A 16,157-nucleotide genomic window follows, 5' to 3' on the forward strand; every position below is an offset into this window, starting at 1 on the left:
TGTGGCGAGCATCCACGTCTTGAACACCGCGCTCGATCAGCAAGGCGAAGGCGTGGATGGTCGGGACAAGCCCGCCCATGACGGGGAAGGGCGTCGATCCTGGATTCCGGGCTCAGGCCTGTCCCTGAACGACGAGAGGTTACCCCCGTGCCCGCCTCGGCGGCAGGCCCTTGACCAACGGCGAAGCCAGGCCCGGCGCGGTCTCGACGCCGAGCGCGGGCAGGGCGAGCGTACGCTGGCCGCGGAAGTCGACATGGCAGACGAGCAGGCCGCGCTCCTCGATATAGCCGATGAGGCGGCGCGCCCGGCTCGGCGAATGGCTGCCATAGGCTTCGGCCAGCTCGGCGTCGGACGGGCAGGGCGCACCCTCGATCGCGCTGCGGGCGATGAACAGGAAGAGCCCGTGCAGGTCTTCCGGCAGGGTCTCCGCGGCGGTCAGCGCCTTTTCCCAGGCCTCCGACGACAAGACTGCTTCGCTCGCCCCGGCACGGGCGACGGCGAGGCGCTTGCGGAAGGCATCCAGGCTGGTCTCCGGCCCGCTGACGCGGCGCATCCGGCAGCGCACGGTGAAATCCTGGTAGAGCACCGCGACCGGGCGGTCGCGCGCCTCGGGATCGTCGAGCAATTCGTTGAGGATCTCGACCAGCGCCGCGGCGCGCTCGGCCGGATCCATCTCGATCTCGGGCTCTGGCGGCGGCACCGGCTGGTGCGTCTCGATCCGGCGGATGATCTCGGGCGCCACCATCGGCCGCGGGCGCGGCTGCTTCGGCCAGGGCGCCGGCGCGACCTCGTCCTCTCCCGCGGTGAAGATCAGCTTGCTGGCGTCTTCCGGTGCCTGGTCGGGCAAAGGCAGCAGGCCAGGCGCGCCGCCGCGATCGATCGAAGCGACCGGACCGATCCGCACCGGCAGCGGCTTCTTCGAGAGGGCCGGCCCGAGCGCGACGAACTGGCCGCGTTCGAGATCGCGGAACATCTCGGCCTGGCGCCGGTCCATGCCGAGCAGGTCGGCGGCGCGCTGCATGTCGATGTCGAGAAAGGTGCGGCCCATCAGGAAATTGGACGCCTCGGCCGCGACGTTCTTGGCGAGCTTGGCAAGGCGCTGCGTCGCGATCACGCCGGCAAGGCCGCGCTTGCGGCCGCGGCACATCAGGTTGGTCATTGCGCCGAGGGACAGGCGTCGCGCTTCGTCGGAGGCCTCGCCCGCCATCACCGGGGCAAAAAGCTGGGCCTCGTCGACCACGACCAGCATTGGGTACCAATGAGCGCGGTCGATGTCGAAGAGCCCGCCGAGGAAGGCGGCGGTGGCGCGCAATTGCTCGTCGGCGTCGAGTTCCTCAAGGTTGAGCACCACCGAGACCCGGTGCTGGCGCACGCGCAGCGCGATCTTCTGCAATTCGACCGGGCTCGCCGTGCCGTCGACCACGACATGGCCGAACTGGTCGGCCAGCGAGACGAAGTCGCCCTCGGGATCGACGATGGCCTGCTGCACGAGGGGCGCGCTCTGTTCGAGCAGGCGGCGCAGCAGATGCGACTTGCCCGAGCCGGAATTGCCCTGGACCAGCAGGCGCGTTGCCAGCAATTCGGCAAGGTCGAGCTCGGCGGGCTCGCCGCCGCGCGTCGACCCCATGTCGATGCCAGTCTTCATGCCGGAATCCAGGCCGCTCCTTGCCATGGCGGGAAACGCAAGGCGGCGCTTCTAGCACGCCCGCCGGCAAGTGAGGCAAGGCCCGGCCCGCATTCCACAGCTTTGCGCGATGGAGGTGACGGCCCCTGTCAGGGGCGGCGGCGCAGGATCATGCCGCCATGGTGGAGTGTGTCCGCGTCGACGAAGGTGCCGTCGGCGGTGAAGCCGGTATCGTCCCAGTACTCGATATAACTGCCGGTGACCTTGTAGCGGCCGCGATAGGCGCTTTCGCGACTGCCGCGCGCCTCGTCATAGCGGCCATTCGGCAGCAGCTCGTGACGGACATGGTTGTCGGCGGTGACCCACATGCCGACATAGGGGTGGCTCTCGGCAGCGGCTGCCTTGGTGATGGTCATGCGGGAGGATCCTTCCGGTCCCTTTTCAATGGTCGTGGTGGCGAGGCCGATGCCGGCGGCCAGCAAAAGCGAGGCGTTTACGAGCAAGCTGTTCATGATCGTTGCCCTCACTGCCTGCGGCGTTCGGCGAAGACCTCCGACAATGCCTGCGACGCCGCGATCGCCCGCGAGATCCCGGCAGGGACGGTGATCAGGTAGACGATCTCCTTCAGCTCTTCCTCGGGCACGCCGATGTTCAGCGCGTAGCCGGCATGAACCTTCATGAAGGCGGTCTGGCCGGTCGCGGCGAAGGCCGCCACCGCTGCGAGCTGGCGCGTCCGATTGTCGAGGCCGGTCCGCGACCAGACATCGCCGAGCGCATAGGCCTCGGTCGCCTCGGCGAGGAAGGGAAACTCCTGCCGCATGCGCTCCAGCGCCGGCTGGGCTTCGCCCCTGTTCAGGCTGCGGATGACAGCTTCACCGCGCTTGCGCCGTTCGTCGCTCGACTCGGCGATGACGGGTGCGGGCATCGCCACGATGGCGAAGGCGGCTGCGGCGGCGCGCAGCGGAGATGAGATGGTCTTGCTCATGGCTTCATCCTCAGCGGGTTGCGGTGGGGCGGACGACGATCTCGTTGACGTCGACATCGTCAGGCTGCTCGATCGCGAAGCGTACGGCGCGGCCGATCGCGTCGGGCTGGAGCGCGATGGCGCGATAGCTCTTCATCAGCTCGGCAGCGGCCGGGTCGGTGATCGTGCTGGCGAGCTCGCTCTCGACCACGCCGGGATGGATGCAGGTGACGCGCAGGTTGGCGTGCTCCTGGCGCAGACCGTCCGAGATCGCGCGCACGGCGTATTTCGTCGCGCAGTAGACGGCTGCCGTCGGCGAGACCGCGAGCGCGCCGATCGAGGCGATGTTGACGATCTGGCCGGAGCCACGCGCCAGCATTCCGGGCAAGACCGCGGCAATGCCGTAGAGCACGCCCTTGATGTTGACGTCGACCATCCGGTCCCACTCGTCGACCTTGAGCGAGGCCATCTGCGAGAGGGGCATGACACCGGCATTGTTGACGATGACGTCGACGCGGCCGAAGGCCTCGCGCGCCGCTTCGGCACAGGCGGCGACGTCGGCGCGATCGGTGACGTCGAGCCGGCGGGTGCGGACATCGCCACCTTTCGCGTTGAGCTCGTCGGCGAGCGAATCGAGGCGGTCGGTGCGACGCGCGCCGAGCATGAGCTTTGCTCCGGCCGCCGAGAGTTCGCGGGCGATGCCGGCTCCGATCCCGCTGGAGGCACCGGTGATGAGGACGACCTTGTTGGCCATGTCTGCTCCGTCTGGTTGTTTCGGGTCACCGCGCTGCTGCGGTTGCCCGAAAGCTAGGAGCAGGTCATTGTCGCGATAAGTCGTTCATTCCTTCCCAGACTGGAGAGCTAGTCTAACCAATGGAGATGGACCTCAATGCGCTCGCCGTGTTCGCGCTCGTCGCCGAGGAAAGGAGCTTTCGCGGCGCAGCCGACCGCATCGGCGTGACGCGTTCGGCGGTGAGTCAATCGATCCGGAAGCTGGAGGAGCGGCTCGGCTTTGCGCTGGTGCAGCGGACTACGCGCAGCGTCAGCCTGACCGAGGCGGGTGAGCGCCTCCTCGCCGATCTCGATCCAGCCCTGGCTGATCTGCGGGCCGCCGTCGAGGCGACGCGGGATCTGCGCGCCGGAGCGCGCGGGCGCCTGCGCCTCGCCGTGTCGTCGATCGCCGAGCGCTTCCTATCGGGGCCATTCCTGTCGAGTTTCGTCGCGGGCCATCCCGAGGTCGAGCTCGACATCACCGTGACAGACGAGGAGTTCGACATCGTCGCCGCCGGTTACGATGCCGGCGTCAGGCTCGGCGAGGTCATCGAGCAGGACATGATCGCGGTCGCGATCGGCGGCGAGGAGCGCCAGCTCGCCGTCTGTGCGCCGGCCTATCGCCAGCGCTTCGGCATCCCTTCGCATCCGCGCGAGCTGGCGACGCATCGCTGCATCGGCTGGCGGCCGGGCCCGAAGCTGCCGCCCTATCGCTGGGAGTTCGCCGAGGATGGCAGGGAATTCAGCGTCGCTGTCGCGCCCGAGATCACGACCAGCGACATGGCCTTGATGATCAAGCTCGCGGTAGCGGGGGCCGGCATCACCTTCGGCATGGAAGAGAGCTTCCGCCCGGCGATCGCGCGTGGCGAGCTGGTGCCGTTGCTGGAGGAATACAGCCCGTATTTCGCGGGCTTCTATCTCTATTATCCCAGCCGCCGCGCCATGGCGCCGAAGCTGCGTGCCCTGGTCGACCATCTGCGCGGCTTCGATTGGGACAGGCACAGGGCGACGGCCTGAACGGGATCGGCTATGCTCTGATTCCAGGCGCGGCCCGCGCCTCCGCCCTCCATCAGGGAAGCACGTTGCCGTGCAGGGTATTTCCGTCATCGAACCGACTGTTCGAGCGCTGCGCATAAGGAGGGGTTGCGGATCTGGCTCGCATCAGGAGGTCCATCGATGAAGCTTTCCGCCCCCATCTATCGCCTGAAGCGCAAGGCCAAGGAGCTGGCGCGCAAGGACGACATCCCGCTCCATCTCGCGCTCGACCGCGTCGCCATTGGCGAAGGCTTCGGCGCCTGGAGCCTGCTCGCGGCCAGATCCGCCGAGAGCCTGTCTGCCGAGGGGCCGCTGGCCTGGCTGGAGCCAGGCGACCTGCTGCTGATCGGCGCGCGGCCCGGGCATGGCAAGACGCTGCTCAGCCTCCAGCTCGCGGTCGAGGCGATGAAGGCCGGCCGCCGCGCGGTGTTCTTCACGCTGGAATACACGGCCCGGGATGTGGTTGGCCGCTTTCGCGCACTCGGTGTCGATCCCGCCCAATTCGAGGCGCTGTTTTCCTTCGACGATTCGGAGGCGATCAGTGCCGACCACATCATGCGGGCGCTGGCGGAGGCGCCGCGCGGCACGCTGGCGATCGTCGACTATCTGCAACTGCTCGACCAGAAGCGCGGCAATGCGGAGCTGGCGGACCAGATCCGCGATCTCAAGGCGTTCGCGCTGGCGAGGGGCGTAATCCTCGCCTTCATCTCGCAGATCAACCGGTCCTACGATCCGGCGGCGAAACCCTGTCCCGATCTTGGGGATGTTCGCCTGCCGAACCCGCTCGACCTCTCGCTGTTCAGCAAGACCTGCTTCCTGAACGAGGGCGAAGTCCGGTTTCAGGCGGCGGGGTAGCGGCTTTGAAATGGTCCGTCATCCCGGCGCTGCGGCCGGAATGACGGCAAATGACAATCGTCGTTCAGCGAGGGCAGCGGCTCGTGCGTTCGGCGCGCTGGATGTCGGCGATGATGCGGCGCTGCGTCGCCGAGAGCGGCACGTCCTCGACATTGTCGTACTGGCAGCCGGCATTGCCGAAAGCGCTGATGCCGCGCTGGGTGCGGAAGCAATAGCCCTGCGCCTTGTAGATCTCGTTGCGCTGGTACCACAGGTCCTCGCAGCTCTGGGCGGCCGCGGGCGTCACAGTCCCGAAGAGCGGCAGGGCGACGCCGAGAGCGAGGACAGGGGTGAGCAGCTTCGACATGACGACCTCTTGCGGTGCGAACGTTATGTTGTCGCCCTTTGCGGACGCGACAAGTCTTTTCGCTCGCTGCCATGGCAGGATCACGATCTTGTTGCACGAGGGCGCGATCGCCCCGCTGGCAAAGCTGTGAATTGACGCAGCCTTGCCTGCGGAGGACAAGAATTGAGGGATTTTTCAGCCTTTCGCCTCCCAGATCGAGGCGAGCCGGGTTCCGGCCAAATTGCCGCAGGGATCGCCGGCGGCACTGCGCGCAGGTGCCGTCATCAGGTATGTTCCTCCCGACAAACAATGATAGTGAGCGCGAATCGCGCCCTGGAAAGGACCGTCGTCATGATCTTCTCTTCGCTGCGCCGTCTGGCGCTCGCCGGCTTCGCCGCCTGTGCGCTTGGCGTCGCCGTCGCGCCGGCCCAGGCCCAGTCGCTCTCGGCCGAGCAACGCAGCGCCGTGGTCGAGCTGATCAAGGAGACGCTGCTTAAGAATCCGGAGCTGATCCAGGAGGCGCTGGTCGAACTCGAGAAGCGCAACCAGGTCGCGCAGGTCGAGGCGCAGCGCAATGCGCTCTCGGCCGAGAAGGCGAGCCTGACCGATCCCGCGACCTCGGTGATCGCCGGCAACCCGCAGGGTGACGTCACCCTCGTCGAGTTCATGGATTACAATTGCGGCTTCTGCAAAAGGGCGATGGAAGACGTTCGCGCCCTCGCCAAGGACGATGCCAAGCTCAAGGTCGTGATCAAGGACTTCCCGATCCTCGGCCCCGACTCGGTCGAGGCCAGCCGCGTCGCCATCGCCGTGAAGAACCAGCTGCAGGGCCAGAAATACTGGGACTTCCATCTCAAGCTGATGGCGACCAAGGGCCGGATCAATGGCGCCAAGGCGCTGGAGATCGCCAAGGAAGCCGGCGCCGACATCGAACGCGTCAAGAAGGAGATCGATGCTCCGGCGACGCGCGCCGTGATCGAGCAGACGGTCGCGCTGGGCGACCGGCTCGGCCTCACCGGCACGCCGGCCTTCATCATCGGCGACGAGGTGGTGTTCGGCGCGGTCGGCCAGGCGGCGCTGAAGCAGAAGATCGAAGCCGTCCGCAAATGCGGCAAGGCGACCTGCAGCGGTTGAACCGATACGACCTTCAAGCTGGCTCGCGGCGTCGTTTGCTGTGGACCAACGCGCGGGATGGCGGCGATTTGCATAGGCAAGGTGCCCACAGGGCGCCTTCGCCCTTTTCCTGACCCGCCGTTCCGGGTAAAGACGCGCGACATCGCGAGGCTGCCGGCTTGATCCGGCGCCATTCATTCGCATATGCGCATCCTCTTCGGGACCTGCCGTCCCGCCCAACCGAGCTCACGAAGACGGTGAAATCCGCCATGGCGACCAAGAGCCCTATCGATCCCGAACTCGTGCGCGAGATGGCGCAACTGATCAACGAGACCGATCTGACCGAGATCGAGGTGCAGAAGGGCGACCTGCGCATCCGCGTCGCCCGTACCATCACCGCGACGGTGATGGCTCCGGTTGCGCCTGCGCCGGCCTTCGCGCCTGCACCTGTGGCGGCCGCCGCTGCCGCTCCGGCCGAAGCCAAGGCCGCCGCTGCCCATCCCGGCACGGTCAACTCACCGATGGTCGGCACCGCCTATCGCCGGCCCTCGCCGGACGCCAAGCCGTTCATCGAGATCGGCCAGGAGGTGAAGGCCGGCGAGCGCGTGCTGCTCGTCGAAGCCATGAAGACCTTCAACGACATCGTCGCCCCGCGTGCCGGCAAGGTCGTCGCGATTCTCGTCGAGGACGGCCAGCCGGTCGAATACGGCGAGCCCCTGCTGGTGATCGAGTGAGGATTCATCCGGGCGGGAGCGGGCTCAAGATGTTCGACAAGATCCTGATCGCCAATCGCGGCGAGATCGCGCTGCGGGTGCTGCGAGCTGCCAAGGAACTCGGCATCGCGACGGTTGCGGTGCATTCGACCGCAGACGCCAACGCCATGCATGTGCGCCTCGCCGACGAGAGCGTCTGCATCGGCCCGCCGCCGGCGCGCGAGAGCTATCTCAACATCCCGGCCCTGATCGCCGCCTGCGAGATCACCGGTGCCGACGCGGTCCACCCCGGCTACGGCTTCCTCTCGGAGAACGCCCGCTTCGCCGAGATCCTCGAACGGCACAACATCGCCTTCATCGGCCCCAAGGCCGAGCATATCCGCAGCATGGGCGACAAGATCGAGGCCAAGCGCACGGCCAAGCGCCTCGGCATCCCCTGCGTGCCGGGCTCCGAGGGCGGGGTCGCCGATGACGATGAGGCGCTGCGCATCATCAGAGAGATCGGGCTGCCCGTCATCATCAAGGCGGCGTCCGGCGGCGGCGGCAAGGGCATGAAGGTCGTGCGCAGCGAGGACGAGGTGTCCGTCGCGCTTGCCACGGCCCGCAGCGAGGCCAAGGCCAATTTCGGCGACGACGCCGTCTATATCGAGAAATACCTCGAGAAGCCGCGCCATATCGAGATCCAGGTGCTCGGCGACGGCAAGGGCCGGGCGATCCATCTCGGCGAGCGCGACTGCTCGCTGCAGCGCCGCCACCAGAAGGTCTGGGAGGAGGGGCCGTCGCCGGCCCTCAATGCCGGCGAACGCGACCGGATCGGCAACATCTGCGCCAAGGCGATGGCCGATATGGGCTATCTCGGCGCCGGCACGATCGAGTTCCTCTACGAGGACGGCGAGTTCTACTTCATCGAGATGAACACCCGCATCCAGGTCGAGCATCCGGTCACTGAGATGATCACCGGGATCGACCTCGTCAACGAGCAGATCCGGATCGCTGCCGGGGCGCCGCTCTCGATCAGCCAGAAGGACGTCGTCATCGAGGGCCATGCCATCGAATGCCGCGTCAATGCCGAGCATCCCGCGACCTTCCGACCCTCGCCGGGCAAGATCGCCTCGTTCCATACGCCTGGCGGGCTCGGCGTGCGCGTCGATTCGGCGGCCTATCAGGGCTATGTCATCCCGCCGCATTACGACTCGCTGGTCGGCAAGCTGATCGTGCACGGCCGCAACCGGGCTGAATGCCTGATGCGCCTGCGCCGTTCGCTCGACGAGTTCGTCGTCGACGGCGTCGATACCACGCTGCCGCTGTTCCGCACGCTGGTGCGCAATCCGGACATCCTGAACGGCGACTACAACATCCACTGGCTGGAGAAATTCCTCGCCAATGGCGGCATGGACCAGCCGGGCGAGGTGTGAGGTCCGGGGCATGCCGTCAAGCTCGGGCCTGACCCGAGCCTCTCAGGCGAGAAGGGCTCGGTAACGCCTTCTCGCCACGAGATTCCCGGGTCTGCGCTTCGCTCCACCCGAGAACGACGCTTCGGGTTTGACTCAACCGCCGACCCGCGCTCCCATCGCCGCATGAAGGCCCGTTCCACACCCGCGCGCACGCCAGCGATCACGCCGGAGATCCTGCTGCGCGCCTATGCGGCCGGCGTCTTCCCGATGGCGGAGAGCGCCGACGATCCCGGCCTGTTCTGGGTCGAGCCGGAAATTCGCGGCATCATCCCGCTCGACGCCTTCCATCTGCCGGGCCGGTTGGCGCGCACTGTCCGGTCCGATCGTTTCGAGATCCGGATCGATCACGACTTCGCCCGCGTGATCGCGGCCTGCGCCGAAAGCCGGCCAGACCGGACCGAGACCTGGATCAACGGCCGCATCCGGGCGCTCTATGGCGAGCTCTTCCATCTCGGCTATGTTCACACCGTCGAATGCTGGCGCGAGGACAGGCTGGTCGGCGGGCTCTATGGCCTGTCGCTGGGCGGCGCCTTCTTCGGCGAGAGCATGTTCCACCGTGAGACCGACGCCTCGAAGGTGGCGCTTGTCCATCTCATCGCCCGGCTCCGGCGCGGCGGCTACCGCTTGCTCGATACCCAGTTCCAGACCGCGCATCTCTCACAGTTCGGCACGCGCGAGGTCCCGCGCGAGGCCTATCGCGAACTGCTCGACGCGGCGGTCGCGGCCGATGGCGACTGGTGGGCCTGGCCTGCCGGGCAGGCGGTCACCGGGGGCGAGGCGCTTGCCGAGCTGTCCGGCTGAGAGCCGGTCAGGTCGCCTGTCCGCCGCTCGCCATCGGCGAGGGCTCCCAGAGCTCGATCGGATTGCCCTCGGGATCGTGGATGCGGCAGATGCGGCCGACTTCCGAATCCCATTCCGGTCGGGTCTCGACCGCGATGCCCGCGGCACGGAGCGAAGCCATCATCGCATCGAGATCGTCGACGCGGAAATTGACCATCCATTGCTGGTCCGGCCTGCCGAAATAGGCCGTCGTTGCAGCGAAGGGGCCGAAGATGGTCGGCCCGGCATCCTGGCTCCAGACCGCCTTGTTCATGTCGGCGATGCCGAGGTGAAGCTCGTACCAGGCCGATAGAGCCTGTGGATCGCGGCCGCGGAAGAACAGGCCACCAATGCCGGTGACCCGCGCCATGGTCAGTTGTTGCCGGCCGGGTCGCGGCCCTGCACTGGATTGGTCGGGAAGAAGCGCTGCGAGGGCGTCTGGCGCGGCTGCACCGGCACGCCCTGCGGCGGGGCGACATCGATGCGCTGGTTCGGCGGCGGCGTCTGCTGGGCGGGACGGGCCGGGCGACGCTGCTCGGGAGTGAGAGGCGGAGGCGCGGTCTCCGGCTCCTTCGGATCGACCACGAGTTCGGTGCCGCCTTTGCAGTCGGTCAGCCAGACATCATAGATCGCGTGTTCGACGCCATGCAGGCCCGGGCTGGACGCATACATCCAGCCGGTGAAGATGCGCCGGTACTCATTGTTGAACGTGACCTCGTCGACCTCGGTGAAGGAGGTCGTCTGCGGCGCCTCGGTCGGTGGACGGGTCCAGCAGATGCGCGGCGTGATCTGCAGCGCGCCGAACTGCACGGTCTCGTCGATCGCCACCTCGAAGGAGATGATCCGGCCGGTGATCTTGTCGAGCCCGGCGAAGACCGCCGTCGGATTGCGGATACGGTCGGCCTTGGCGGGGACGGCCAGTGCGAGCGCTGCGCCGGAGACGGCGGCGAGGGCGAGGATCCTGCGGAGCGAAGGCATGCCGGTATGCGATTCTCTTCAAGCGGGCCCGAGCCGCGATGGGGCGCAGTAGCACGGCAATCGCAGCGGAAAAAGGGCGAGAGGCCGGTGAATGCCCGGGCTCGCACCGCAAGCGCGACGACGCTCCGTCGCCGGTCATGCGTTTCCTCGGATAGAGCCGGCATCGAGACGCATGCCGACCAGCGCTTTCGCTCTTGCGAACCGTTTGCATGTCTTTATCTTGCGAATGCACTGCAAGAGCAGAATTGGGATCAGGCATGGACGCTCGGGTCGAGAAGGTGCCCGCAGGCTGGCGCAGCGAGCGGGGCGAGGCTTCGCTGGCCGATGTCCATCGCTCGATCGCGGTGCGCAACTCGGGACCGGGCTGGCGCCGTGCCGCGGCCTTCGCCGGGCCGGGCTATCTCGTCGCCGTCGGCTATATGGATCCCGGCAACTGGGCGACCTCGATCGCAGGTGGCTCCAAGTTCGGCTACACGCTGCTGGTTGTCGCGCTGGTCTCCAACATCATGGCGATCGTGCTGCAGTCGCTCTGCGCGCGGCTCGCCATCGCGTCGGGGCGCGACCTCGCCCAGGCCTGCCGCGACGCCTTCCCCCGGCCCGTCGCCTATGTGCTGTGGTTCCTCGCCGAAACCGCGATCATCGCGACCGACATCGCGGAAGTGATCGGGACCGCGATCGGCCTCAACCTGATCTTCGGCATTCCGCTCGAGCTCGGCGTCATCATCACCGCGCTCGACGTCTTCCTGATCCTCTATCTGCAGCGGCTCGGGTTCCGCTGGGTCGAGGCGTTGATCATCACGCTGCTCGGCGTGATCGCGGTCTGCTTCGCCATCCAGATCGCGCTCGCCGATCCGAACTGGGGGCAGGTGATCCGCGGCTTTGCGCCGACCACCGAGATCGTCACCAATCCGGAGATGCTGTACCTCGCGCTCGGCATCCTCGGTGCGACGGTGATGCCGCACAACCTCTATCTGCATTCGGGCATCGTGCAGACGCGCGCCTATGGCGAAACCTTGCCGGAGAAGCGTCAGGCGCTGAAATTCGCCACGATCGATTCGACGGTCGCGCTGATGTTCGCGCTGCTGATCAACGCCTCGATCCTGATCCTGGCGGCGGCGACCTTCTACAAGACAGGCCAGACCGAGGTCGCCGAGCTCGGCGACGCGCACAAGCTGCTTGGCCCGCTGCTGGGCGTGGCGATCGCGCCTACCCTGTTCGGCATCGCGCTGCTCTGCTGCGGCATCAACTCGACGGTGACGGCGACGCTCGCCGGCCAGATCGTGATGGAGGGGTTTCTCAAGATCAGGCTGGCGCCCTGGCTGCGCCGGCTGATCACCCGAGGCATCGCCATCATACCGGCGGCAGCGGTGACGATCTGGTACGGCGATTCCGGCACGGCACGCCTCCTGATCCTGACCCAGGTCGTCCTCTCGCTGCAGCTCTCCTTCGCGGTCTTCCCTCTGGTGATGTTCACTGCCGACAAGGCCAAGATGGGCGAGCTCGTCGCGCCGCGCTGGCTCATCGCCTTCGCCTATCTGATCGCGGTGGTGATCGCGGCGCTCAACGTCAAGCTGCTGGTCGACTTTATCGGCGTGGCAGGTTGAGTCAGCGCGCAGCGCGCCTGCCGCGGAAGCGGGCGACCTTGTCGCGGTTGCCACAGAGGCTCATCGTGCACCAGCGCCGGGTGTTGTTGCGGCCGCGATCGTAGAAGACGAGTGTGCAATCATCGGCGGCGCAGCGCTTTAGCCGCGCCGGCTCGGCCTCGCAGACGAAACGGGCGAGATCGAGCGAGATCTGGGCGGCGGGCCCGGCGGGATCGAACGCGAATCCGAGCGCGGGTCCATTGTCCCCGCGCTGCAGGACATGGTGGCCGTTGAGGCCGGCCAACCGCCGATTGACCGACGCCAGCACTGCATCGGGCAGCGGCTGGCCTGCCTCAAGCGTCTCAAAGACCGGCCGCAGCTCCGCGCGCAGAGTGCGCAGATCGGTCATTGCCTCGCTTCCATCTCCGGCAGCATCGCCGAGCCCGGCTGCTCTCAGCCAGGCCAATGCCCGCTCGGGACCATCGATCAACTCCTGGGGGCCGGTTTCGCCGGCGGGCGTGGTGTTGAGCAGATCCAGCCAGGTCGAGCCGCCGACGAATGGGAAGCCGTCGCGGAATTCGCTGGAAGCCTCTGTCGCAGACGTCATCTCGATCTCGGAGGGATATGTCGATCTGTAACCGCTTATTTATCGATTGACAGGTGTCAAATCAAGTGACACCGTTGAAGAAGATAAACAGAGGTTACACCACTCGCGATGCCCCGTTCCCTCAGCCGCTTTGCCGCCATCACCCTCGCCGCAGGAGTTCTTGCCATGACGTCCATTGCCGTCGCCGAGCCCGGCCCAACTCAGTTCCGCACCACCGAGATCGCCGGTACCGAGATCTTCTATCGCGAGGCCGGGCCGCAGGACGCGCCGGCGCTCCTGCTGCTGCACGGTTTTCCGTCCTCGTCGCACATGTTTCGCGGCCTGATTCCGCGCCTTTCGGGGCAGTACCGGGTGATCGCGCCCGACTATCCCGGCTTCGGCCATAGCGGCGCGCCGTCGCCGGCCGCGTTCGATTATCGCTTCGACCGCCTCGCCGAGGTGGTGGAAGCGCTGGTCGATCGGCTCGGGCTGAAGAGCTATGTGCTCTATCTGCAAGACTATGGCGGCCCGGTGGGCTTCCGCCTGGCGCTACGCCGGCCGGAGCGGGTGCGCGGGCTGATCGTTCAGAACGCGGTCGCCAATGCCGAGGGCTGGAACCCCGACATCACGGCGTCGATGGGGCCGTTCTGGCGCGAGCGCAATGCCGAGACCGAGAAGCCGTTTGCCGATCTGCTGAAGCCGGAAACGACGCGCTTCCAGTACACCCACGGTGCCGCGCGGGCCGAAAGGCTTTCGCCCGATGCGTGGACGATGGACCAGGCCGGGCTGGACCGACCGGGCAATCGCGAGATCCAGCTGCGGCTGCTGCACGATTATCAGAGCAATTTCGCAGCCTATCCGGCCTGGCAGCGCTACCTCACCGAACGCCAGCCGCCGATGCTGATCGTCTGGGGGAAGAACGACCCGTTCTTCACGCTCCAGGGGGTCGACTATCTGAAGCAGCAGGTGCCGGGCGCCGAGGTGCATCTGTTCGACGCCGGCCATTTCGCGCTGGAGACGCATGCCGGCGAGATCGCCGAACGCATCCGGGCGTTCATGGCGCGGTTGCCTGCGCGGTAGTCCGTGTGCTGGGCTCCGGCATGAGCAGAAGCAGCAGCGCCAGCGCGATGCCAGCGGCGATTCCGAGCGTGATGAAGGCCGCGCCGTAGCCGTATCCGACGACGATCGCCCCGGCGACAGAGGTGCTCAGGGCGCCGCCGATGCCTTGCGCAGTCGCGATGGCGCCCTGGGCGACGTTGAAATGGCCGGTGCCGGCCGTGAGATCGGCGACGATGAGCGGAAAGAGTGCGCCGAAGATGCCGGCGCCGACGCCGTCCAGCAGCTGGACGCCGATCAGCCACGGCGTCGCATCCGAGAGCGGGTAGAGCAGGCCGCGCAGGCACAGGACCGCCAGCGCCACCGCAAAGATCCGCTTCCGGCCCCAGCGATCGGCCTTGGCGCCCACGACGAGGGCGACTGGGACCATCACCAACTGGGCTGCGACGATGCAGGCCGACATCAACGTGGTGGCAAGCTCCGGATTGGCCAACGCGAGCTTCTGGCCGACGAGCGGCAGCATCGCCGCATTGGCGAAATGAAAGAGCGTGGTCGACGCGGCGAAGACCAGCAGAGGCGGGCTGGCGAGAAGCACGCTGAAACCCGACGGTCGCGCCTCGCCTGAGCCGGTTGACGCACTGTCGAGGCCGCGGGCGACGTCGTGATCGATTGCAGCCGCGGGCACGCTCAGCGTGGCGGCGATGCTGGCCACCGCCATCGCCGCCATCAGCCAGAAGACCGCGACGGGGCCAAGCCAATAGGCAAGCGCCCCGGCGAGCAAAGCGGCGACGGCGTTGCCGGCATGGTTGAAGGCCTCATTGCGGCCGATCCGGGCCGCAAACGCCTTCGGTCCGACGATGCCGAGCGTGATCGCGGCGATCGCCGGAGGGAACACGGCGCCGGCGACCCCCGAGATCGCCTGCAGGATCGTGACCGGCACCAGGCCGGGAAAGAGCGGAATGGCGAGCGAAGCGGCCGTGATCGCGAGCGCAGCGGCGACGAGAATGGCGCGTTTTGCCCGTACGACATCGATCAGCGCACCCGCCGGCGTCTGCGCGACGATTCCGGCGATCCCCGCCGCCGAGAGCGTGAAGCCGATCGAGGCCTCGTCCCAGTGCTGAACCGTCAGCAGGTAGATCGCGAGATAGGGGCCGAGGCCGTCGCGGACATCGGCGAGGAAGAAGTTCAGCGCGTCGAGCGGCCCGCGAGCCGATGAGGTGCGATCAGGGGCCATATCGATCTCGCGGCTAGAACGGCGCGCCGATCAACGGGCGAGGACGAGCCTGGTTCCCTTGCGTCCAGGCACAAAAAAACCGGCGATGCGTGGCACCGCCGGTGTGATCTCGCATCTTCGTCCGCCTGTCAGCGGCCGGGCGTCCAGGCCTGATAGTCGCCGGTCGCGGCCGGGGTCTTGTTCTCGCCGAGGGTCGAGCCAGGCGGGTGATAGGCCATGGCGGTGCCGGTATAATTCGGCTGGTGCGGCTTCTGCCATTCGCGCGGGGTATACTTTTCCTCGGAGGGAGCGACATCGACGGTGTGATGGAGCCAGCCGTTCCAGCCGGGCGGGATGATCGAGGCTTCGATCGGGCCGTTGTAGACCACCCAACGGCGCTGGATGCCGAGCGCCTTGTCCTTCACGCCGCCTTTGGTGCGGTAGTAGACGTTGCCGAACTCGTCCTCGCCGACCTTCTCGCCGAAGCGCCAGGTGTGGAACCGCGTGCCGATCGTCTGGCCGTTCCACCAGGTGAAGAGCTGGAGCAGGGTCTTGGTCATCGCTTTGCGTCCGCGCAGGCCTTGGAGCCGTCGCGCGACTTATGAAGAGCGAGGCGAGGGATGTCCAGTGCGGCCCGGCGCAGCAGCGTCGTCGGGTTCGAGATGATGAATGGCCACGAGGTAAGGATGGCCATTCTCGATATCGCCTGTGCCTGGCGGCAGCCGCTCGCGGCCCCTTGTACCGAAGCCAGCCAGGAGCTGTCGCTATACGGCATGGCGGAACGCCGGTGCGACCGATCTCGCCTGCCACGTCGCGGCGTCCCTCGCCACGATTCGGTCATGATTCGGAGCGCCTTCGATGAGCCTCGCTGACGGGCTAGCCGCCCAAGCTTCGCGCGGATTCAAGCACTTGTGGCTGCCGCTGCAGAGAGGACTTCCGCTAGTAGGGTTCGCCAAGTCCTGTTGATGCCCTGTTAACCATGGTCCGGCGGATTTTAGTGATTTCACACCGGCAAGGATCGTTGCAAGCTCGCAACGGCGCCGCGATTCCACATGTGATTCCTTGAGC

18 protein-coding genes are annotated in these 16,157 nt (G+C 67.0%); 8 read left to right on the plus strand and 10 right to left on the minus strand.

The features are described from left to right. Window positions 1–139 precede the first annotated feature (139 nt). The 4 genes from BMZ21_RS00420 to BMZ21_RS00435 all read right to left on the minus strand — a co-directional run bounded on the left by BMZ21_RS00420 (window position 140) and on the right by BMZ21_RS00435 (window position 3,342). Window positions 140–1,645: a helicase HerA domain-containing protein gene (locus BMZ21_RS00420; protein WP_091828583.1), complete on the minus strand. Its 1,506-nt coding sequence runs from the start codon at window positions 1,643–1,645 to the stop codon at window positions 140–142. A gap of 128 nt (window positions 1,646–1,773) precedes the next feature. Further along, window positions 1,774–2,136 (minus strand): Atu4866 domain-containing protein, encoded by a 363-nt coding sequence (locus BMZ21_RS00425; protein WP_091828585.1) that lies wholly within the window; start codon window positions 2,134–2,136, stop codon window positions 1,774–1,776. Between the two features lie 11 nt (window positions 2,137–2,147). Beyond that, a complete protein-coding gene (locus BMZ21_RS00430; protein WP_208862201.1) occupies window positions 2,148–2,609 on the minus strand; it encodes a carboxymuconolactone decarboxylase family protein in 462 nt (153 codons plus the stop codon). 10 nt (window positions 2,610–2,619) lie between these two features. After that, a complete protein-coding gene (locus BMZ21_RS00435) occupies window positions 2,620–3,342 on the minus strand; it encodes an SDR family oxidoreductase (RefSeq protein WP_091828588.1) in 723 nt (240 codons plus the stop codon). 119 nt (window positions 3,343–3,461) lie between these two features. On the opposite strand from BMZ21_RS00435, the gene BMZ21_RS00440 reads away from it, so the two are divergent. Together BMZ21_RS00440 and BMZ21_RS00445 are read left to right on the plus strand one after the other, a co-directional pair. Continuing rightward, window positions 3,462–4,376: a LysR family transcriptional regulator gene (locus BMZ21_RS00440; RefSeq protein ID WP_091828590.1), complete on the plus strand. Its 915-nt coding sequence runs from the start codon at window positions 3,462–3,464 to the stop codon at window positions 4,374–4,376. Window positions 4,377–4,535: 159 nt separating this feature from the next. Further along, window positions 4,536–5,249: a DNA helicase gene (locus BMZ21_RS00445; protein WP_091828592.1), complete on the plus strand. Its 714-nt coding sequence runs from the start codon at window positions 4,536–4,538 to the stop codon at window positions 5,247–5,249. 64 nt (window positions 5,250–5,313) lie between these two features. Here the strand turns inward: BMZ21_RS00445 and BMZ21_RS00450 are convergent, their stop codons facing one another. Further along, window positions 5,314–5,595 (minus strand): YARHG domain-containing protein, encoded by a 282-nt coding sequence (locus tag BMZ21_RS00450; RefSeq protein ID WP_091828594.1) that lies wholly within the window; start codon window positions 5,593–5,595, stop codon window positions 5,314–5,316. Between the two features lie 330 nt (window positions 5,596–5,925). Here BMZ21_RS00450 and BMZ21_RS00455 point away from each other — a divergent pair, with 330 nt between their 5' ends. The 4 genes from BMZ21_RS00455 (at window position 5,926) to aat (ending at window position 9,655) form a co-directional block, all read left to right on the plus strand. Continuing rightward, window positions 5,926–6,708, plus strand: a complete 783-nt coding sequence (locus BMZ21_RS00455; protein ID WP_091828596.1) for a DsbA family protein — start codon at window positions 5,926–5,928, stop codon at window positions 6,706–6,708. A 248-nt stretch (window positions 6,709–6,956) separates the two neighbouring features. Next, complete coding sequence (gene accB, locus BMZ21_RS00460) at window positions 6,957–7,421, plus strand: acetyl-CoA carboxylase biotin carboxyl carrier protein (RefSeq protein ID WP_091828598.1); 465 nt, start codon at window positions 6,957–6,959, stop codon at window positions 7,419–7,421. A 29-nt stretch (window positions 7,422–7,450) separates the two neighbouring features. Then, entirely contained in the window at window positions 7,451–8,815 is a 1,365-nt protein-coding gene (gene accC / locus BMZ21_RS00465; protein WP_091828600.1) for an acetyl-CoA carboxylase biotin carboxylase subunit, read from the plus strand. Between the two features lie 162 nt (window positions 8,816–8,977). Continuing rightward, window positions 8,978–9,655: a leucyl/phenylalanyl-tRNA--protein transferase gene (gene aat / locus BMZ21_RS00470; RefSeq protein ID WP_091828601.1), complete on the plus strand. Its 678-nt coding sequence runs from the start codon at window positions 8,978–8,980 to the stop codon at window positions 9,653–9,655. Between the two features lie 7 nt (window positions 9,656–9,662). Here aat and BMZ21_RS00475 read toward each other — a convergent pair whose 3' ends face one another. Both BMZ21_RS00475 and BMZ21_RS00480 read right to left on the minus strand, forming a co-directional pair. Then, window positions 9,663–10,043, minus strand: coding sequence for a VOC family protein (locus tag BMZ21_RS00475; protein ID WP_091828603.1), 381 nt, complete (start codon window positions 10,041–10,043; stop codon window positions 9,663–9,665). Between the two features lie 2 nt (window positions 10,044–10,045). Continuing rightward, window positions 10,046–10,651, minus strand: coding sequence for a DUF2155 domain-containing protein (locus BMZ21_RS00480; protein WP_091828605.1), 606 nt, complete (start codon window positions 10,649–10,651; stop codon window positions 10,046–10,048). A gap of 257 nt (window positions 10,652–10,908) precedes the next feature. Here BMZ21_RS00480 and BMZ21_RS00485 point away from each other — a divergent pair, with 257 nt between their 5' ends. Beyond that, the gene (locus BMZ21_RS00485) at window positions 10,909–12,255 is read left to right on the plus strand and encodes an Nramp family divalent metal transporter (protein WP_091828606.1); all 1,347 of its coding nucleotides are present in this window, start codon (window positions 10,909–10,911) and stop codon (window positions 12,253–12,255) included. A 1-nt stretch (window position 12,256) separates the two neighbouring features. On the opposite strand, the gene BMZ21_RS00490 is transcribed toward BMZ21_RS00485, so the two are convergent. Further along, window positions 12,257–12,841, minus strand: coding sequence for a CGNR zinc finger domain-containing protein (locus BMZ21_RS00490; protein WP_091828607.1), 585 nt, complete (start codon window positions 12,839–12,841; stop codon window positions 12,257–12,259). A gap of 165 nt (window positions 12,842–13,006) precedes the next feature. Between BMZ21_RS00490 and BMZ21_RS00495 the strand changes: the two genes are divergently transcribed. Next, window positions 13,007–13,900: an alpha/beta fold hydrolase gene (locus BMZ21_RS00495; RefSeq protein ID WP_244543639.1), complete on the plus strand. Its 894-nt coding sequence runs from the start codon at window positions 13,007–13,009 to the stop codon at window positions 13,898–13,900. Here BMZ21_RS00495 and BMZ21_RS00500 read toward each other — a convergent pair. Next, a complete protein-coding gene (locus tag BMZ21_RS00500; protein WP_091828609.1) occupies window positions 13,875–15,110 on the minus strand; it encodes an MFS transporter in 1,236 nt (411 codons plus the stop codon). The genes BMZ21_RS00495 and BMZ21_RS00500 overlap by 26 nt on opposite strands. A 128-nt stretch (window positions 15,111–15,238) precedes the next feature. Further along, complete coding sequence (locus BMZ21_RS00505; RefSeq protein ID WP_091828610.1) at window positions 15,239–15,649, minus strand: NADH:ubiquinone oxidoreductase subunit NDUFA12; 411 nt, start codon at window positions 15,647–15,649, stop codon at window positions 15,239–15,241. Between the last annotated feature and the right edge of the window lie 508 nt (window positions 15,650–16,157).

It is taken from the genome of Allobosea lupini, from assembly GCF_900109525.1.
Classification (GTDB): domain Bacteria; phylum Pseudomonadota; class Alphaproteobacteria; order Rhizobiales; family Beijerinckiaceae; genus Allobosea; species Allobosea lupini.